The sequence below is a fragment of the Moorella humiferrea genome, from assembly GCF_039233145.1.
Taxonomy (GTDB): Bacteria; Bacillota; DSM-521; order Neomoorellales; family Neomoorellaceae; genus Neomoorella; species Neomoorella humiferrea.
On record NZ_CP136419.1, the window covers coordinates 2,596,568 to 2,612,289 of the forward strand.

General features: G+C 55.6%; 31 protein-coding genes. All 31 read right to left on the minus strand.

The features are described 5' to 3' along the window. Nucleotides 1-5: 5 nt before the first annotated feature. The 31 genes from MHFGQ_RS13390 to rplB are packed head-to-tail and all read right to left on the minus strand — an operon-like array spanning nt 6 to nt 15,722. Complete coding sequence (locus tag MHFGQ_RS13390) at nt 6-794, minus strand: energy-coupling factor transporter transmembrane component T family protein (RefSeq protein WP_106006313.1); 789 nt, start codon at nt 792-794, stop codon at nt 6-8. Then, on the minus strand, nt 787-1,647 hold the full coding sequence (locus MHFGQ_RS13395) for an ATP-binding cassette domain-containing protein (RefSeq protein ID WP_106006314.1): 861 nt from the start codon (nt 1,645-1,647) through the stop codon (nt 787-789). The genes MHFGQ_RS13390 and MHFGQ_RS13395 overlap by 8 nt, the downstream gene beginning before the upstream one ends. Beyond that, a complete protein-coding gene (locus MHFGQ_RS13400; RefSeq protein ID WP_106006315.1) occupies nt 1,623-2,453 on the minus strand; it encodes an energy-coupling factor transporter ATPase in 831 nt (276 codons plus the stop codon). Before MHFGQ_RS13400 ends, MHFGQ_RS13395 begins: the two co-directional genes overlap by 25 nt. Nucleotides 2,454-2,455: 2 nt before the next feature. Beyond that, nucleotides 2,456-2,794: a 50S ribosomal protein L17 gene (gene rplQ, locus MHFGQ_RS13405; protein WP_106006316.1), complete on the minus strand. Its 339-nt coding sequence runs from the start codon at nt 2,792-2,794 to the stop codon at nt 2,456-2,458. A 12-nt stretch (nt 2,795-2,806) separates the two neighbouring features. Then, a complete protein-coding gene (locus tag MHFGQ_RS13410; RefSeq protein WP_106006317.1) occupies nt 2,807-3,748 on the minus strand; it encodes a DNA-directed RNA polymerase subunit alpha in 942 nt (313 codons plus the stop codon). A gap of 38 nt (nt 3,749-3,786) precedes the next feature. After that, nucleotides 3,787-4,413: a 30S ribosomal protein S4 gene (gene rpsD, locus MHFGQ_RS13415; protein WP_106006318.1), complete on the minus strand. Its 627-nt coding sequence runs from the start codon at nt 4,411-4,413 to the stop codon at nt 3,787-3,789. A 41-nt stretch (nt 4,414-4,454) separates the two neighbouring features. Continuing rightward, nucleotides 4,455-4,844, minus strand: coding sequence for a 30S ribosomal protein S11 (rpsK, locus tag MHFGQ_RS13420; protein ID WP_106006319.1), 390 nt, complete (start codon nt 4,842-4,844; stop codon nt 4,455-4,457). A gap of 12 nt (nt 4,845-4,856) precedes the next feature. Continuing rightward, nucleotides 4,857-5,228, minus strand: coding sequence for a 30S ribosomal protein S13 (gene rpsM / locus MHFGQ_RS13425; RefSeq protein ID WP_106006320.1), 372 nt, complete (start codon nt 5,226-5,228; stop codon nt 4,857-4,859). Between the two features lie 18 nt (nt 5,229-5,246). Then, the gene (gene rpmJ / locus MHFGQ_RS13430; RefSeq protein WP_106006321.1) at nt 5,247-5,360 is read right to left on the minus strand and encodes a 50S ribosomal protein L36; all 114 of its coding nucleotides are present in this window, start codon (nt 5,358-5,360) and stop codon (nt 5,247-5,249) included. Between the two features lie 25 nt (nt 5,361-5,385). Then, nucleotides 5,386-5,604, minus strand: coding sequence for a translation initiation factor IF-1 (infA, locus tag MHFGQ_RS13435; protein ID WP_106006322.1), 219 nt, complete (start codon nt 5,602-5,604; stop codon nt 5,386-5,388). Nucleotides 5,605-5,619: 15 nt separating this feature from the next. Continuing rightward, complete coding sequence (locus MHFGQ_RS13440; RefSeq protein WP_106006323.1) at nt 5,620-5,904, minus strand: KOW domain-containing RNA-binding protein; 285 nt, start codon at nt 5,902-5,904, stop codon at nt 5,620-5,622. A 26-nt stretch (nt 5,905-5,930) separates the two neighbouring features. Further along, nucleotides 5,931-6,677: a type I methionyl aminopeptidase gene (gene map / locus MHFGQ_RS13445; protein ID WP_106006324.1), complete on the minus strand. Its 747-nt coding sequence runs from the start codon at nt 6,675-6,677 to the stop codon at nt 5,931-5,933. Continuing rightward, on the minus strand, nt 6,674-7,327 hold the full coding sequence (locus MHFGQ_RS13450; RefSeq protein WP_106006325.1) for an adenylate kinase: 654 nt from the start codon (nt 7,325-7,327) through the stop codon (nt 6,674-6,676). The genes map and MHFGQ_RS13450 overlap by 4 nt, the downstream gene beginning before the upstream one ends. 19 nt (nt 7,328-7,346) lie before the next feature. Continuing rightward, on the minus strand, nt 7,347-8,609 hold the full coding sequence (gene secY / locus MHFGQ_RS13455; protein WP_106006326.1) for a preprotein translocase subunit SecY: 1,263 nt from the start codon (nt 8,607-8,609) through the stop codon (nt 7,347-7,349). Continuing rightward, a complete protein-coding gene (rplO, locus tag MHFGQ_RS13460) occupies nt 8,610-9,050 on the minus strand; it encodes a 50S ribosomal protein L15 (protein WP_106006327.1) in 441 nt (146 codons plus the stop codon). A gap of 12 nt (nt 9,051-9,062) precedes the next feature. After that, nucleotides 9,063-9,245: a 50S ribosomal protein L30 gene (gene rpmD, locus MHFGQ_RS13465; protein ID WP_106006328.1), complete on the minus strand. Its 183-nt coding sequence runs from the start codon at nt 9,243-9,245 to the stop codon at nt 9,063-9,065. Nucleotides 9,246-9,257: 12 nt separating this feature from the next. After that, a complete protein-coding gene (gene rpsE, locus MHFGQ_RS13470) occupies nt 9,258-9,758 on the minus strand; it encodes a 30S ribosomal protein S5 (protein WP_106006329.1) in 501 nt (166 codons plus the stop codon). 18 nt (nt 9,759-9,776) lie between these two features. Then, nucleotides 9,777-10,142, minus strand: a complete 366-nt coding sequence (rplR, locus tag MHFGQ_RS13475; protein WP_106006330.1) for a 50S ribosomal protein L18 — start codon at nt 10,140-10,142, stop codon at nt 9,777-9,779. Nucleotides 10,143-10,153: 11 nt separating this feature from the next. Next, on the minus strand, nt 10,154-10,705 hold the full coding sequence (rplF, locus tag MHFGQ_RS13480) for a 50S ribosomal protein L6 (protein ID WP_106006331.1): 552 nt from the start codon (nt 10,703-10,705) through the stop codon (nt 10,154-10,156). Nucleotides 10,706-10,721: 16 nt separating this feature from the next. Continuing rightward, nucleotides 10,722-11,114 (minus strand): 30S ribosomal protein S8, encoded by a 393-nt coding sequence (rpsH, locus tag MHFGQ_RS13485; protein ID WP_106006363.1) that lies wholly within the window; start codon nt 11,112-11,114, stop codon nt 10,722-10,724. A gap of 34 nt (nt 11,115-11,148) precedes the next feature. Further along, on the minus strand, nt 11,149-11,334 hold the full coding sequence (locus MHFGQ_RS13490) for a type Z 30S ribosomal protein S14 (protein ID WP_106006332.1): 186 nt from the start codon (nt 11,332-11,334) through the stop codon (nt 11,149-11,151). A 14-nt stretch (nt 11,335-11,348) separates the two neighbouring features. Next, complete coding sequence (gene rplE / locus MHFGQ_RS13495; RefSeq protein ID WP_106006333.1) at nt 11,349-11,891, minus strand: 50S ribosomal protein L5; 543 nt, start codon at nt 11,889-11,891, stop codon at nt 11,349-11,351. Between the two features lie 22 nt (nt 11,892-11,913). Continuing rightward, on the minus strand, nt 11,914-12,240 hold the full coding sequence (gene rplX / locus MHFGQ_RS13500) for a 50S ribosomal protein L24 (RefSeq protein WP_106006334.1): 327 nt from the start codon (nt 12,238-12,240) through the stop codon (nt 11,914-11,916). A 20-nt stretch (nt 12,241-12,260) separates the two neighbouring features. Next, complete coding sequence (rplN, locus tag MHFGQ_RS13505) at nt 12,261-12,629, minus strand: 50S ribosomal protein L14 (protein WP_106006335.1); 369 nt, start codon at nt 12,627-12,629, stop codon at nt 12,261-12,263. A 32-nt stretch (nt 12,630-12,661) separates the two neighbouring features. After that, nucleotides 12,662-12,916, minus strand: a complete 255-nt coding sequence (gene rpsQ / locus MHFGQ_RS13510) for a 30S ribosomal protein S17 (RefSeq protein ID WP_106006336.1) — start codon at nt 12,914-12,916, stop codon at nt 12,662-12,664. A 28-nt stretch (nt 12,917-12,944) separates the two neighbouring features. Continuing rightward, a complete protein-coding gene (gene rpmC / locus MHFGQ_RS13515) occupies nt 12,945-13,148 on the minus strand; it encodes a 50S ribosomal protein L29 (protein ID WP_106006337.1) in 204 nt (67 codons plus the stop codon). After that, a complete protein-coding gene (gene rplP / locus MHFGQ_RS13520; RefSeq protein ID WP_106006338.1) occupies nt 13,138-13,572 on the minus strand; it encodes a 50S ribosomal protein L16 in 435 nt (144 codons plus the stop codon). Before rplP ends, rpmC begins: the two co-directional genes overlap by 11 nt. Next, nucleotides 13,572-14,231: a 30S ribosomal protein S3 gene (gene rpsC / locus MHFGQ_RS13525; RefSeq protein ID WP_106006339.1), complete on the minus strand. Its 660-nt coding sequence runs from the start codon at nt 14,229-14,231 to the stop codon at nt 13,572-13,574. The genes rplP and rpsC overlap by 1 nt, the downstream gene beginning before the upstream one ends. 4 nt (nt 14,232-14,235) lie before the next feature. Then, nucleotides 14,236-14,574 carry a 50S ribosomal protein L22 gene (gene rplV, locus MHFGQ_RS13530; RefSeq protein WP_106006340.1) on the minus strand — a complete coding sequence of 113 codons (339 nt, stop codon included), beginning with the start codon at nt 14,572-14,574 and terminating at the stop codon, nt 14,236-14,238. An 11-nt stretch (nt 14,575-14,585) separates the two neighbouring features. After that, a complete protein-coding gene (gene rpsS, locus MHFGQ_RS13535; protein WP_106006341.1) occupies nt 14,586-14,870 on the minus strand; it encodes a 30S ribosomal protein S19 in 285 nt (94 codons plus the stop codon). A 21-nt stretch (nt 14,871-14,891) separates the two neighbouring features. Then, nucleotides 14,892-15,722: a 50S ribosomal protein L2 gene (gene rplB, locus MHFGQ_RS13540; RefSeq protein WP_106006342.1), complete on the minus strand. Its 831-nt coding sequence runs from the start codon at nt 15,720-15,722 to the stop codon at nt 14,892-14,894.

A 15,722-nucleotide genomic window follows, 5' to 3' on the forward strand; every position in this document is an offset into this window, starting at 1 on the left:
GCTTATTACCTCCCGAACTTAAGCCGGTAATAGAGGGAACCGAAGGCCAGAAGAACGTTAGTCAAAAGAAAGAGACCGTCGCCCCGTGTAAAATGCAGTTCCCGCATCCTGGTGCGGCCTTTGCTACCCTGGTATCCTCGGGCCTCCATGGCCTCTGCCAGGGCTTCCGCCCGTTGAAAGGCGCTGACAAACAAGGGAATGATGAGAGGCATAAGGTTTTTTATCTTACCCCCCTGGAAAGAAGCCCCCCGGGCGAGCTGGGCCCGCATGATCCTCTCAGCCTCATCCAGCAGCGTAGGCACAAAACGCAGGGCCATGGTCAACATCAGCGCCAGCTCGGCCGCCGGCAGGCCTAACTTTTCCCCTGGCCTGAGCAGCTTTTCCAGGCCGTCGGCCAACGTCAGGGGATCGGTAGTAGCTGTAAGCAGGGCGGCGGCAAGCAGAAGATAAGAGACCCTGGCCCCTCCCAGGAAGCCGTAATTGATGCCTTCACGGGTGACGCCTATGGGACCTACCCGGGCAATCACTTCTCCCGGCGTGACGGCGGCCTGAAAAGCAAAAATTGCCATCAAGAAGAGGAGGATAGGACGTAGCTGCCGCCATATAAAGGATGGGGCCAGGCCGGACAGAAAAATCGCCGGCACAATGGACGCCCCCAAAACAACGGTGGCCGTAGCCGTAGGTGCCGTCAGCAGGGCTACGCTGTACAGGACAAGACCCACGATTTTGACCCGCGGGTCCAGCTTATGAATCGGGCTTCTACCGGGAATGTAATGACCCAACCAGTTAACCACGCGCCCCCTCCCCCAGCCACGCCAGTATGGCTTTTCTGGCTTCCGTCAGGGTAATTGCATCCAGGGGCACCTCCGCTCCCAGCTCCTTCAGCTCCTGCATTAATTGGGTGATGGGCGGAGGTAGAAGGCCGTAAGACTTTAAGGCATGACCCCAGCTAAAAACCTCCCGCGGCGTACCCTTGAGGGCAATCTTTCCCCGGTGGAGAACGACAATCTCCCTCGCCGTTGCAGCCACCTCGGCCATATTATGGGAAATAAGCACCACTGCTTTTCCCGGACGCCGGTAAAAGGAGTGAATGACGCCGAGGATTTGTTCCCTGCCGGCAGGGTCGAGGCCGGCAGTGGGCTCATCCAGGATAAGAATTTCCGGGTCCATGGCCAAGATGCCGGCAATGGCCACGCGCCGCTTCATTCCGCCGCTTAAGGTAAGGGGAGAGACCTTGCCGATTTCGCGGGGATCGAGACCGACCATTTTCAGGGCTTTTTCTACCCGTACCGTCAATTCCCCGCCCCTCAGGCCCATATTTCTGGGGCCGAAGGCCACATCCTCGGCCACCGTCTCGGCAAAGAGCTGCTGTTCCGGCTGCTGGAAAACCATACCTACTTTGTACCAGCTCGCCGTACCTTTACGCCCTCGACCCTTCATTGGACGGCCATCGAGGGCGACGACACCGGACGTGGGCTCCAGAAGACCGGCCATAACCATGGCCAGGGTCGTTTTCCCCGAACCACCGGCACCGACAACGGCTAAAAAATCACCGGGCTTGACGTTAATATTAATATTTTCAAGTACCGGCAGCCGGCGCCCGGCCACCTGGTAGGCAAAATCTACCTCCCGGAGGCTAATTTCCATAAGGCCCGGGCCATCTCCTCTACTGTTACCACATCTGGCGGTAGGGTTAAACCTGCCTGCCGCAGACTTTTATTTAAAGCAACGATTGCCGGTACCTTCAGACCGGCCGCCGCCAGCTTTTCTACCTGGTCAAGCACCTCTACCGGGGGACCGTCCATAATTATCCGCCCTGCCTTTAACACCAGCATCCGCCCGGCCAGGGCAGCTTCTTCCATTATATGGGTAATCAGAACTACGGCCACCCCTTTTTCCCGACGGAGTTCCATCACCTTCTGCAGGATTTCTTCTCGTGCTACGGGATCGAGCATGGCCGTGGCCTCGTCAAGAACCAGATATCGGGGTTCCATGGCCATGACGCCGGCCAGGGCCAAACGCTGCTTCTGCCCGCCGGATAAAAGATGGGGAGGCCTGTTCTTCAAGTCCTTTAAACCGAAGGCCTCCAGCGCCGCCTCAACCCGCTCCCGAATTACGGCTGGAGGAAGCCCCAGGTTTTCCAGGCCGAAGGCGACGTCGTCTTCAACGGTGGCCGCTACAATCTGGTTATCGGGATCCTGAAAGACCATGCCTACCCGACGGCGTATTTCCGTTAAGGTATCTTCATTTTGGGTATCCATTCCGTCGACCAAAACCCGTCCCTTGCCGGGACGCAGGAGGCCGTTTAAGAGACGGGCCAGGGTCGATTTGCCGGAACCGTTGGGCCCAGTCAGGGCGACAAAATCCCCCGGCCCCACGGTAAGATTTACATTTTCTACAGCCGGAAACGCCGTGCCCGGGTAGTAAAAAGTAACGCCCCGGACCTCAAGCATTGCTATACCAGTTCAATACGGACCATAGGCGCGCCGTCCCCCTGGCGGTATCCGGTTTTAATTATCCGGGTGTAGCCGCCGTTTTTGTCCTGGTAGCGCGGGCCGATCTCTTTAAACAGCTTGGTGACTACGTCTTCGTCTAAAAGATAGGCTAAAGCCTGGCGCCGGGCGTGGAGATCCCCCCTTTTCCCCAGGGTGATCATCTTCTCGGCAAGACTCCGTAGCTCTTTGGCCCGCATTTCGGTCGTCTCGATTTTCCCTTCCCGCAGGAAAGAGGTTACAATATTACGGAGCATCATTTTGCGGTGGCCGGACAGGCGGCCTAATTTCCGGTAGCCCATATAATTCACCCCTTATCCATCGCTTTGCCGCAGGGACAGGCCAAGTTCTGCGAGCTTTTGCGTTACTTCTTCCAGGGATTTTTTGCCGAGGTTACGTACCTTCATCATATCCTCTTCCGTCCGCTGCAAAAGCTCGCCGACGGTATTGATGCCCGCCCGCTTTAAGCAATTATAGGAACGCACCGAAAGATCGAGTTCCTCAATGGACATGTCCATGAGGCGATCTTTGCTATCCTCTTCTTTCTCCACCATGGTGACTTCATCGCTGACGCGCTCAGTCAAACCTAAAAAAAGGCGAATGTGTTCAATAAGAATCTTGGCTGCCGAGCTCACTGCCTCATCAGGGGCAATGGTTCCGTCGGTCCATACTTCCAGGGTAAGCTTGTCGTAGTCGGTTACCTGGCCCACCCGGGTGTTTTCCACTTGGTAATTCACCTTATGCACCGGTGAAAAAAGGGAATCCACGGGAATAATCCCTATGGGTTGGTCTTCCTTTTTATTTTTTTCCGCGCTGACATAACCCCGGCCTTTTTCTACCGTCATTTCCATGAAAAGGCGGCCGCCCCTTTCCAGGGTGGCTATATGCAGCTCGGGGTTTAGTATCTCGACGTCGGCGCCGGTAATAATATCGGCTGCCGTAACTTCCCCCTCGTCCTCGGCTTCAATGCGGATAACCCGGGGTTCGTCGCCGTGGAGCTTAAGGGCCAGGGATTTGATGTTTAAAATAATCTCCGTGGTATCTTCCACCACCCCGGGGATGGTAGAAAATTCGTGGAGCACCCCTTCGATTTTTACGGTAGTTACGGCGGCCCCGGGCAGCGAAGAAAGGAGGACCCGCCGCAGGGAGTTACCCAGGGTGATGCCATAACCCCGTTCCAGGGGTTCAACTACAAACCGCCCGTACTTGTTAGATATCTCCTGGCATTCAATCCTAGGCCGTTCTATTTCGAGCATTGTTCCCCTCCTTCTCGTGAGCTCATCCAGCCAGGCGCTTACTTGGAGTAAAGCTCAACGATGAGGTGTTCTTGTACCGGAACATCGATCTGTTCCCGGCTGGGCAGGGCGAGGACACGACCCTCCAGCGCGGCCGCGTCGGCCTGCAGCCATGCCGGTACCGTCCGGTGGGCCGCCGCAGCGGCAATATCCTTGAAAAGGGGGCTCTCCTTGCTCTTTTCCCGGACGGCAATGACATCTCCTGGACGCACAAGATAAGAAGGAATGTCTACCTTCTTACCGTTGACCGTAAAATGACCGTGGCGCACCAACTGCCTTGCCTGGGCGCGGGAATCGGCAAATCCCAGGCGGTAAACGACGTTATCCAAACGCCTTTCCAGAAGAATCAACAGGTTTTCGCCGGTCACGCCCTTCATGCGCTCGGCTTTCTCAAAGTAGTTGCTGAACTGGCGTTCCAATACGCCGTAAATGCGGCGTGCCTTCTGCTTTTCCCTGAGCTGTAGGCCGTATTCGGAAAGCTTTTTCCTGGCCTGCCCGTGCTGACCGGGCGCGTAAGAACGCCGGGCTATGGCACATTTATCTGAATAACAACGATCGCCTTTCAAGAAAAGCTTTATGCCTTCCCTCCGGCACAGGCGACAGGTAGCGTTTTTATACCTTGCCAAAATATTACCTCCCTGCCAGTGGCTTTTTAAGAGTATTAACCTTATACTCGACGCCTCTTAGGAGGCCGGCAGCCATTGTGGGGTATGGGGGTTACGTCCTTTATTACGCTGACTTCCAGGCCTGCGGCCTGCAGGGAACGAATGGCTGCTTCCCGACCGGCTCCCGGGCCTTTCACGTAACATTCCACTTCCCGCATTCCGTGCTCCATAGCCTGTTTGGCGGCGGCTTCGGCCGCCATCTGGGCGGCAAAGGGCGTGCTTTTGCGCGAACCTTTAAATCCTACCGTCCCAGCGCTGGCCCAGGCTATGGTGTTGCCGTTTTTGTCGGTAATCGTTACCAGGGTGTTGTTAAAGGTTGATTTAATGTGGGCCACGCCGCTTTCAATATTCTTGCGCTCCCGCCGGCGTGGCCGGGCAGTTTTCCGTGGCATATCTTCTCCCCCCTACTTCTTACGCCGTACACCCACGGTTTTACGAGGTCCTTTGCGCGTGCGGGCATTGGTCTTGGTACGTTGACCGCGTACCGGCAACCCCCGGCGGTGCCGTAGCCCGCGGTAACATCCGATTTCCATCAGCCTTTTAATGTTCAGGGCTACTTCCCGTCGCAGATCTCCCTCGACCGTTAGATTTTTGTCGATATATTCGCGGAGACGGTTAACTTCTTCTTCCGTAAGATCTTTGACCCGTGTATCGGGGTTGACGGCCGTGGCCGCCAAAATCTTATTGGCCATGGGCCTGCCGATCCCGTAAATATATGTCAGGGCAATTTCCACCCGTTTGTCCCGGGGAAGGTCTACCCCGGCAATCCTTGCCATTTACGCCGTACCCCCTGTCTAACCCTGTTTTTGTTTGTGTTTGGGATTTTCACATATTACCATTACCCGGCCCTTGCGTTTAATGATCTTGCACTTCTCGCAAATAGGCCGGACTGAAGGTTTGACTTTCAAATTAAACCCTCCCAGCTGTTGCAGCTTATTTATAGCGGTACACAATTCGTCCCCGGTTTAAATCATAGGGCGATAATTCCACCAGTACTCGATCCCCCGGCAAAATACGAATAAAATTCATGCGGATCTTGCCGGAAACATGGGCCAGCACCCTGTGCCCATTGGCCAGCTCTACCCGAAACATGGCATTGGGCAGGGGTTCGATTACCGTACCTTCTACCTCAATGACATCCTCTTTGGCCAAATAAACCCCTCCTTCTCAAGCCTGCTCAGTCTCTAAGAGCTGGGCAATAGCCCGCCGTACTTCGGCATCGGTAACGTCTTCTCCCTTCTGCAACCGTTCGGCGATCCCCGTCGCCACGCGGTTGACCGGCTGGACATGGAGGACATTTTTTAACTTGGGTTTGCCGGTGCGCCGCAGGCGGCCGTCGACCAGATAGACCCGCGTGGGGCCGGCCAGTCGCCACACCAGAAAGGGCCGCCCGCGGTCACGCCCGGCCCGGGAGAACACCAGCTGTCCCACCTTGAGTTCATCTGCCGGCATATCTTCGCCTCCACCTCCAGTTTGACCTAGAGCAGCGTCAAAATTTCCGGTCCGTTATCCGTGATGGCTACCGTATGCTCAAAGTGCGCCGAAGGTTTTTTATCCCTGGTCACCACCGTCCAGCGATTGGCCAGGGTATAAACCTCATGGGTACCGGCATTTACCATGGGCTCGATGGCCAGAACCATGCCTTCCCGGAGACGGGGACCGTAACCGGGGGGACCAAAATTCGGCACCTGGGGGTCTTCATGCATTGCCCGGCCGATACCATGGCCTACATAGTCGCGGACTACTGCGAGGCCGTTCTTTTCGACGAAAGTCTGAATGGCATGTGATATATCCGTCAGCCGGTTTCCCGGGACGGCCTTCTTAATACCTTCGTACAGGGCGGCTTCGGTAACCGCCAGCAGGTGCTTTTTTTCAGAATCAATATCACCTACTGGAAAAGTTGCCGCCGCATCACCTACGTACCCATTTTTTACCGCACCAATGTCAATACTAATAATATCCCCTTCCGCCAGTTCCTTTAAACCTGGAATGCCGTGCACCACTTCTTCATTGATTGAGGCGCATATGCTGGCCGGGAAACCTTGGTATCCCTTAAAAGCCGGAACGGCGTCATGTTTCCGAATATACTCCTCGGCTATCCGATCCAGTTCCGCCGTCGTCACCCCGGGTGAAATATGCTCTTTCAACTTGGCCAGGGTAAGGGCCACAACCCGGCCGGCTTCCCGCATCAGGGCGATTTCCCGACGCGATTTTAAAATAATCATCGCCAGTCTCTTCCCAGGGCGGCGCCTATGGCGGTGGTGACGGCCGTAATATCCCCACTGCCGTCGATTTCCCGTAAAAGGCCGCGGCGGCGATAGTAAAGGACGAGGGGCTCCGTTTGTTCCCTGTATACATTCAGTCTTTTTTCCACCGTTGCCGCAGTATCGTCGTCCCGCTGGATAAGCTCACCGCCGCAGATATCGCATTTGCCTGCTTCCCGGGGGGGATTATACTGCAGGTGGTAGGTGGCGCCGCATTGGCTGCAGATTCTGCGCCCCGTCAGGCGTCTGAGGAGCTCTTCCCGGGGCACCTCGATGTCGATAACTGCCTCCAGCCTTTCGTTGCGATCCTCCAGCCAGGCATCAAGGGCTTCGGCCTGGGGGACCGTACGCGGGAAACCGTCGAGCAAAAACCCCCGGCGGCAGTCGGATTTGCTCAGGCGCTCCTGTACCAGACCGACGGTCACTGCATCAGGTACGAGGTTGCCGCTCTGCATGTACTGTTCCGCACGGCGGCCAAGTTCCGTGCCTTCCTTAATGGCCTGCCGGAACATATCCCCCGACGATATGTGGGGAATATCCAGTCTTTTGCAGATGATGCCCGCCTGGGTGCCCTTACCGGCACCGGGCGGCCCCAGCAATACCAAGCGCATTTTTACGGCCCCCCGAAATTTATTTCATAAACCCTTGGTAGTGCCGCAACAAGAGGTGGGACTCCAGCTGTTTCATTGTTTCCAGAGCCACACCGACTACTATCAAAAGGGAGGTGCCGCCGAAGTATACGTTGATGCCGGTGACGGCCATTAAAATATTGGGCAATACTGCTATAAAGGCCAGGAATACGGCTCCGGCCAGGGTGAGGCGGGTTAAGATCCTCTCAATATATTCGGCAGTGGGCCTGCCCGGCCGCAGTCCCGGAATGAAGCCGCCGTACTTTTTCATGTTGTCGGCCACATCCTGGGGATTAAAGGTCACTGCCGTGTAAAAATAGGTGAAGAAAATAATCAGCAAGGCGTACAGGAACATATACAGAGCCGACCGCGGGTCAAAAAACCTGACGATGGCCTGGGCCAGACTGCTGTGCGGAAACCAGGAAGCCAGGGTGCTGGGAAACATCAGGATGGACATGGCGAAAATTACGGGGATAACCCCGGCCTGGTTTACCTTCAGGGGAATATGGGTGCTCTGACCGCCGTATATCCGCCTGCCGACCACCCTCTTGGCGTACTGGACCGTAATCCGCCTCTCCCCCTGCTGAATGGCCACCACCGCGGCAATGACTACCACGGCAATCACGACAAAGAGAAGGAGGGATATAATGCTTACTTCGCCGGAAACTAAATACTGGTACAGGCTAACGGCACCGGCCGGCAGCCGGGAGACAATGCCGGCAAAAATAATCAGGGAAATGCCGTTGCCAATGCCCCTTTCCGTAATCAGTTCTCCCAGCCACATGAGGAAGGCCGTGCCCGCCGTGAGCATTACGGCAACTACAAAATAATTGTGCAGCCCCGGCCTTAAAAAAGCGCCTGAACGTGCCAGGTACAGGGCCATGCCCAGGGACTGGAGGAGCCCCAGGATAACTGTCCCGTACCGGGTGTACTGAACAATTTTCTTGCGCCCTTCAATATCCTCTTTGGCCAGGCGTTCCAGAGCGGGAATAACTACCGTCAACAGTTGCATGATGATAGAGGCATTGATGTAGGGCATAATGCCCATGGCAAATACGGTAAAGCGTTTGAAGGCACCACCGGAAATGACGTCAAAGAAACCTAAAATGGTGCCGCCGCGCACCAATTCCTGCAGGACGGCGTTGTTTATACCAGGAAGGGGTACATGTGCTCCCAGCCGGAAGACAATAAACATCATTATGGTAAAAAGTATTTTTTTGCGCAGGTCTTCCAGCTTCCAGGCGCTGGCCAGGGTATTCAGCACTTACATCACCTCAACTTTACCGCCAGCGGCCTCAATCTTAGCGATGGCCTGGCGGCTGGCGGCCTGAACCCTGACGGTAAGGGGCTTGGTAATTTCCCCATCGCCCAGGATTTTAACGCCGTCACGGGCCTGCTTGACAAGGCCGGCCCGGGCCAGGATCTCCGGGGTAACAACTGTATCTGGCTCGAAACGTTCCAATTCGCCGACGTTGACGACGGCCAGGGTACGGGCGAATTTATTAGTAAAACCCCTTTTGGGCAACCGGCGGCTTAAGGGCATCTGACCGCCTTCAAAGCCCCTGCGGACGCCGCCCCCGGAGCGGGCCTTCTGGCCTTTATGCCCCCGCCCGGCGGTTTTGCCCAGGCCGGAACCGATCCCCCGGCCCACCCGGGTAGGCTTAAACCGTGAACCCGGAGCTGGATGTAGCTCGTGGAGCCGCATCCCTGTCACCTCCTACTCTACTACCTCGTACTTTACCAGATGGGCCAGTTTCTTAATCTGGCCCCTGACTGCCGGCGTGTCCGGTCGAACTACCGAATGGTGTAGTTTTTTAAGACCTAAAGCCTGGGCCGTTTTCCTTTCGGTTTCAGGACGGCCGATCAGGCTTCTCACCAGGGTAATTTTCAGGTTTGCCAATGCCGTCTCCTCCTAGCCCAGCAGCTCGGCCACCGTCTTACCCCTGAGACGGGCAACTTCTTCAGCCCTTTTAAGGCCTTTTAAGCCCTCGAGGGTGGCGTAAACAACGTTGTTGGGGTTGGCCGAACCCAAACTTTTGGTCAGAATGTCTTTGATACCGGCAGCTTCCAGCACCGCCCTGACCGGTCCGCCGGCAATGACGCCGGTACCAGGGGCCGCCGGCTTTAACAACACCTTACCGGCACCGAAATGGCCGATTATCTCATGGGGAATGGTCGTACCCACCATGGGTACTTTGATTAGATTCTTTTTGGCATCTTCTATGCCTTTACGAATGGCTTCCGGTACTTCGCTGGCCTTGCCCAATCCGGCGCCCACGTGGCCTTTACCGTCGCCGACTACAACCAGGGCGGAAAAACTGAAACGCCGCCCACCTTTGACCACTTTGGCTACACGATTGACGTGGACAACCTTTTCCGTTAATTCCATGTCCTTATTTTCAACGCGCGCCATTTTTCCCCTCCTTCCCCCCTAAAACTCCAGACCTGCTTCCCTGGCGCCTTCTGCCAGGGCGGCTATACGGCCGTGGTAAATATTACCGCCGCGGTCGAAAACTACCTTTTTGATGCCTTTGGCCAGGGCCTTCTGGGCAATGAGTTCGCCTACTTTTTTGGCCGCTTCTTTGTTGCCCGTAGCTTCCAGACTTTTAAGGGCCGGATCAAGGGTTGAAGCGGCCACCAGGGTGACGCCGCGGGTATCATCTATAATCTGGGCATACATATGGCGCAGGCTGCGATAGACGCTTAAGCGGGGCCGTTCGGAAGTACCCATAATCCGCCGCCTCACCCTGAGATGTTTGCGCCGTCGCGTGGCCTTACGGTCTATCCTCTTGAACATTCCTTTACCCCCTACTTTTTACCGCCCTTGGCGCCGGTCTTACCGACTTTGCGCCGGATATATTCGTCTTCATATTTAATACCCTTGCCCTTGTAGGGCTCCGGGGGACGAACGTCGCGGATGTTGGCCGCCAGCGCCCCTACAGCCTCTTTATCAATGCCCTTAACGATCACTTTGTTGGGTGCCGGTACTTCGATCTCCAGACCGTCGCCGGGGACTATTTCTACGGGATGGGAATAACCTACCGTGAGCACCAGTTTATTGCCCTGTTTGGCGGCGCGGTATCCTACCCCTACCAGCTCCAGGCTTTTCTGAAATCCTTTAGTGACGCCGTCGACCATATTCTGCAGCAGGGCCCTGGACAGGCCGTGCAGGGCTCGATGGGGCTTGGCATCTGAGGGCCGGCTGACCTTTAATTGATCCCCATCCCGGCTGATGGTAATTTCCGCCGGAAAGGAACGGGTAAGCTGTCCTTTAGGGCCCTTGACCGTTACCGTATTGCCGTCTATACTGACTTCTACCCCTGCCGGTATCTGGACCGGCTTTCTGCCGACACGTGACACTGAACCACCTCCAGCCTTACCAGATATAGCAGATGACTTCGCCGCCGACACCTTCCCGGCGGGCCTGCTTATCCGTTAATACACCTTTGCTGGTAGAAATTATGGCCACGCCCAGTCCGCCCAGTACCTTGGGAATTTCGCCTTTGCGCGCATAAATGCGCAGTCCCGGGCGACTGATGCGTTTTATCCCGGTAATAACCTTTTCCTTGTTGGGGCCGTACTTGAGGTAAATCCTTAAAATCCCCTGCTTGCCGTCTTCTATATACTCATAGTTCTTGATGTAGCCTTCATTCTTCATGATTTCGGCTATGGCCCGCTTCATCTTGGATGCCGGAACTTCTACCTTTTCCTGGTACACCATATTGGCGTTGCGGATGCGGGTCAGGAAATCCGCAATGGGATCGGTCATCAACTTGAGCTACCCCCTTCCTTGTGTCCCGCACTTACCAGCTGGCCTTTACTATGCCAGGAAGCTCTCCCTTGTAGGCCAGCTCGCGGAAACATATGCGGCACAGGCCGAACTTCCGCATGTAGGCGCGGGGACGACCGCAGCGCAGGCACCGATTGTAGGCGCGTACTTTAAATTTCTGTGGACGTGCTTGTTTAACGCGTAATGACTTCTTGGCCATGGGCTTCCTCCTTTTCAGTGCTCCCGGAACGGCATGCCAAAGGCGCGCAGGAGTTCCCGCGCTTCCTCGTCGCTTTTAGCCGTAGTCACCATGGTTATTTCCAGTCCCCGGGTCTTATCAATCTTGTCATACTCGATTTCCGGGAAAATCAGCTGCTCCCGCAGTCCCAGAGAATAATTGCCGCGCCCGTCAAAGGCATGGGGCGATACGCCCTGAAAGTCGCGCACCCTGGGCAGGGCTACATTAATCAGGCGGTCGAGGAATTCATACATCCTGTCGCCCCGCAGGGTCACCTTGCAGCCGATGCTGTTTCCCTGACGGAGTTTAAAGGCCGCAATAGATTTTTTCGCCTTGGTGACCACCGGTTTCTGGCCGGTTATGGCCATCAAGTCTTGCACGGCGCTGTCGATAGCCTTGGGATTCTGGGTCGCCTCGCCCACGCCCATATTAACGACTATTTTTTCCAGCTTCGGGATTTCCATTACATTTTTATAGCCGAATTTTTCCTGCATGTGTTTGCGTATTTCTTTTAGGTATTTTTCTTTCAGCCTAGCCAAAGCCAGCCCTCCTTTACCTGGGCTAATCGATTACTTCGCCACACTTCTTGCACACCCTGGTCTTTGTCCCATCGGCGAGAAACTGTTTGCCGATTCTGGTAGGCCTGTTACATTTGCTACAGAAAAGCATGACGTTACTGCTGGCCACCGGGGCTTCTTTTTCAATGATGCCTCCCTGGGGCATTTTCGGCGTAGGGCGGGTGTGCCGTTTGACAATATTTACCCCTTCAACGATGACCCGGCCCTTCGTACGATCGACGCTCAAGACCTTTCCTTTCTTTCCGGCGTCTTTACCGGTAATAACCATGACCAGGTCGCCTTTTTTTACGTGGACTTTAACTGGAGCCATTCCAGCGCCACCTCCTTAGCTTACAACACTTCCGGCGCCAGGGAAATGATCTTCATAAAATCCTTTTCCCGCAACTCTCTGGCGACCGGGCCAAAGATACGCGTTCCCCGCGGATTGTTTTGCTCGTTGATGATTACCGCCGCATTTTCATTGAAACGGATATAGGAGCCATCCTCGCGTTTGATGGCTTTGGTTGTCCTCACGACAACCGCCCGTACGACGTCTCCCTTTTTAACCACGCCCCCTGGCGTGGCCTCTTTTACGGAGGCTATGATGACGTCACCAACACTGGCGTACCGCCTTTTGGAACCGCCAAGGACCCGGATACACATCAACTTTCTGGCGCCGGTGTTGTCGCCGACTTTAAGGATCGTCTGCTGCTGGATCATGCTATACCTCCTTCCCGGCGATTTTCGAGGGGTTATTTAGCTTTTTCTAATATCTCAACTACTCGCCAGCGTTTTTCCTTGCTCAAGGGTCGCGTCTCCATAATTAAAACTTTATCGCCGACGCGGCATTCGTTTTTTTCGTCATGGGCCTTGAATTTCTTGGTCTTGCGGATGATCTTGCCAAGCAGCGGATGGCGCACGCGGCTCTCTACGGCCACCACCACGGTTTTGTCCATTTTATCGCTTACCACGCTGCCGACTCGTGTTTTCCTTTGGTTTCTTTCCACCAGGCCTGCCCCCTTTCTGTATCGATTTTTATGCCCGGCCCTGTTTTAGCTCCCGTTCCCGCAATATTGTTTTGGCCCGGGCGATGCTGCGACGAACCTCACGCAAACGCATGGGATTGTCCATCTGTCCTGTGGCCAGCTGAAAGCGCAGGTTGAAAAGTTCCTGCTTCAGCTCACCTACTTTCTGCAGCAGTTCCTCCGTGGTCAATTCCCGAATCTCTTTAGCCTTCATTGACCTCACCACCCAGTTCCGACCGTTTTACAAACTTGGTTTTGATTGGCAGCTTGTGGGAGGCCAATCGCATTGCCTCGCGGGCCACTTCTTCGCTGACACCGGCCATCTCAAAAAGAATGCGACCCGGTTTTACTACGGCAACCCAGTATTCCGGCGCCCCTTTGCCGCTCCCCATGCGGGTTTCCGCAGGTTTGGCGGTAATCGGCGTGTCGGGAAAGATTTTTATCCAAACTTTGCCGCCGCGCTTGATATAACGGGTCATGGCGATACGAGCGGCCTCTATTTGACGGCTGGTAACCCACGCGGGCTCCAGGGCCTGCAGCCCGTATTCCCCGAACTGGATCTCGTTCCCCCGGGTCGCCTTGCCTTTGGTGCCCGGCCGGTGGGGTTTACGGTATTTGACCCTTTTGGGCATTAACATTATTTGCGGCCCCCTTCCTGCACCTTGGCCCTCTCTGGTAAAACTTCGCCTTTATATATCCAAACCTTGACACCTATTTTACCATAAGTGGTACTCGCCTCAGCAAAGCCATAGTCGATGTCGGCCCGCAGGGTGTGGAGGGGGACTTTTCCCTCACTGTACCACTCGGTCCGCGCGATCTCGGCCCCGGCCAGGCGTCCGCCGCAGGCGATTTTAATACCTAAAGCTCCCAAGCGCATGGCACGGCTGACGGCCTGCTTCATGGCCCTCCGGAAGGCAACCCGCTTTTCCAACTGGGCGGCTATGTTCTCCGCCACCAGCTGGGCGTTGAGCTCCGGCTTTTTGATCTCAACGATGTTGAGATTGATCTGCTTGCCCGTTAAACGTTCCAGTTCCCGGCGCAAGGCCTCGACTTCGGACCCGCCCCGGCCGATGATAACCCCGGGCCTGGCGGTATTGATAATTACCTTAACGCGATTGGCAGCCCGCTCAATTTCCACGTTGGCAATACCGGCCTGATACAGACGTTTTTTGATGAACTCGCGGATTTTCAGGTCCTCGTGGAGCAGAGCTTTATAGTCTTTATCGGCGTACCAACGGGAATCCCAATCGCGGATAATGCCCAGGCGTAGTCCCTTGGGGTGAACCTTTTGACCCACGAAATCAGTCCTCCTTTTCCCCAACCACCACAGTGATATGGCTGGTCCGTTTCCGGCGGATATTGGCCCTGCCCATGGCCCGCGGCTGGTAGCGCTTGAGTGTCGGGCCTTCGTCGACGTAAGCCCGGGTCACCACCAATTCGCTGGCGTCCAAATCGTAATTATGCTCGGCATTGGCGACGGCCGACTTCAGCACTTTGGCCACCGCCCGGGCCCCCCGTTTCGGCGTCACCATTAAAATGGCCTCCGCCTCGCGGACGCTTTTGCCGCGGATCAAATCGACTACCTGGCGGACGCGCCGCGGGGAAATCCGGATGTATTTGGCTACCGCCCTTGCTTCCATCTGTCTACCCCCTACTTCAGCGCTGTTGAACGCTCCGTGTGGGCGCCGTGCCCCCGGAAGACTCGCGTGGGGGCAAATTCGCCCAGCTTGTGCCCGACCATGTCTTCCGTGATATAAATCGGGACATGCTTGCGCCCGTCATGGACGGCAATGGTGTGTCCCACCATTTCCGGAAAAATTGTCGAACGGCGCGACCAGGTTTTAATAACCCGTTTCGTGCCCTTTTCGTTCATTTCGATAATTTTTTTCAGGAGCTTTTCATCACAATACGGCCCCTTTTTCAGGGAACGGCCCATATAGGAACCTCCTTTCACCCCTTATCCATTCCGGCGCTTGACAATCAACTTGTCACTGGGTTTGCGCTTTTTACGCGTCTTTACGCCAAGGGCCGGCTTGCCCCACGGTGTTACCGGATGTTTACGACCGACGGGAGCCTTCCCTTCACCGCCGCCATGGGGATGGTCTACAGGATTCATAACTACGCCCCGCACCGACGGTCTGATACCCAGCCAGCGACTGCGCCCTGCCTTGCCGATGGTAATGTTTTCCCAGTCTAGATTACCCACCTGACCGATGGTTGCCCGGCATTCCTCTTTGACCTTACGCAGCTCTCCGGAAGGAAGCCTTAAGAGGGCATAGCCGTTTTCCTTGGCCATCAGCTGGGCGCTGGTTCCGGCAGCCCTGACCATTTGCCCGCCTTTGCCGGGTTTGAGCTCGATGTTGTGCACTAGGGTGCCTACGGGAATCCTGCTCAAGGGCAGGGCATTGCCGATTTTGATGTCCGCATCCGGTCCGCTGACAACCTGATCGCCCACCCGCAGGTTTTCCGGCGCCAGGATGTAACGTTTTTCCCCGTCGGCATAACTTATCAGGGCGATGTTGGCCGAACGGTTGGGATCGTACTCGATTGTTTCCACGCGGCCGGGAATACCGTCTTTATCCCTTTTAAAGTCGATTATTCTGTACAGGCGTTTATGTCCCCCGCCCCGGTGTCTGACGGTTAGCCTTCCCTGGTTGTTGCGCCCCCCGGTCTTCTTCAAAGGAGCCACCAGGGGTTTATACGGTTCCACCGCAGTGATTTCTTCGAAGGTGGAAACAGTCATTTGCCGCAGGCCGGGAGATGTCGGTTTAAACTTTTTAATGCCCAT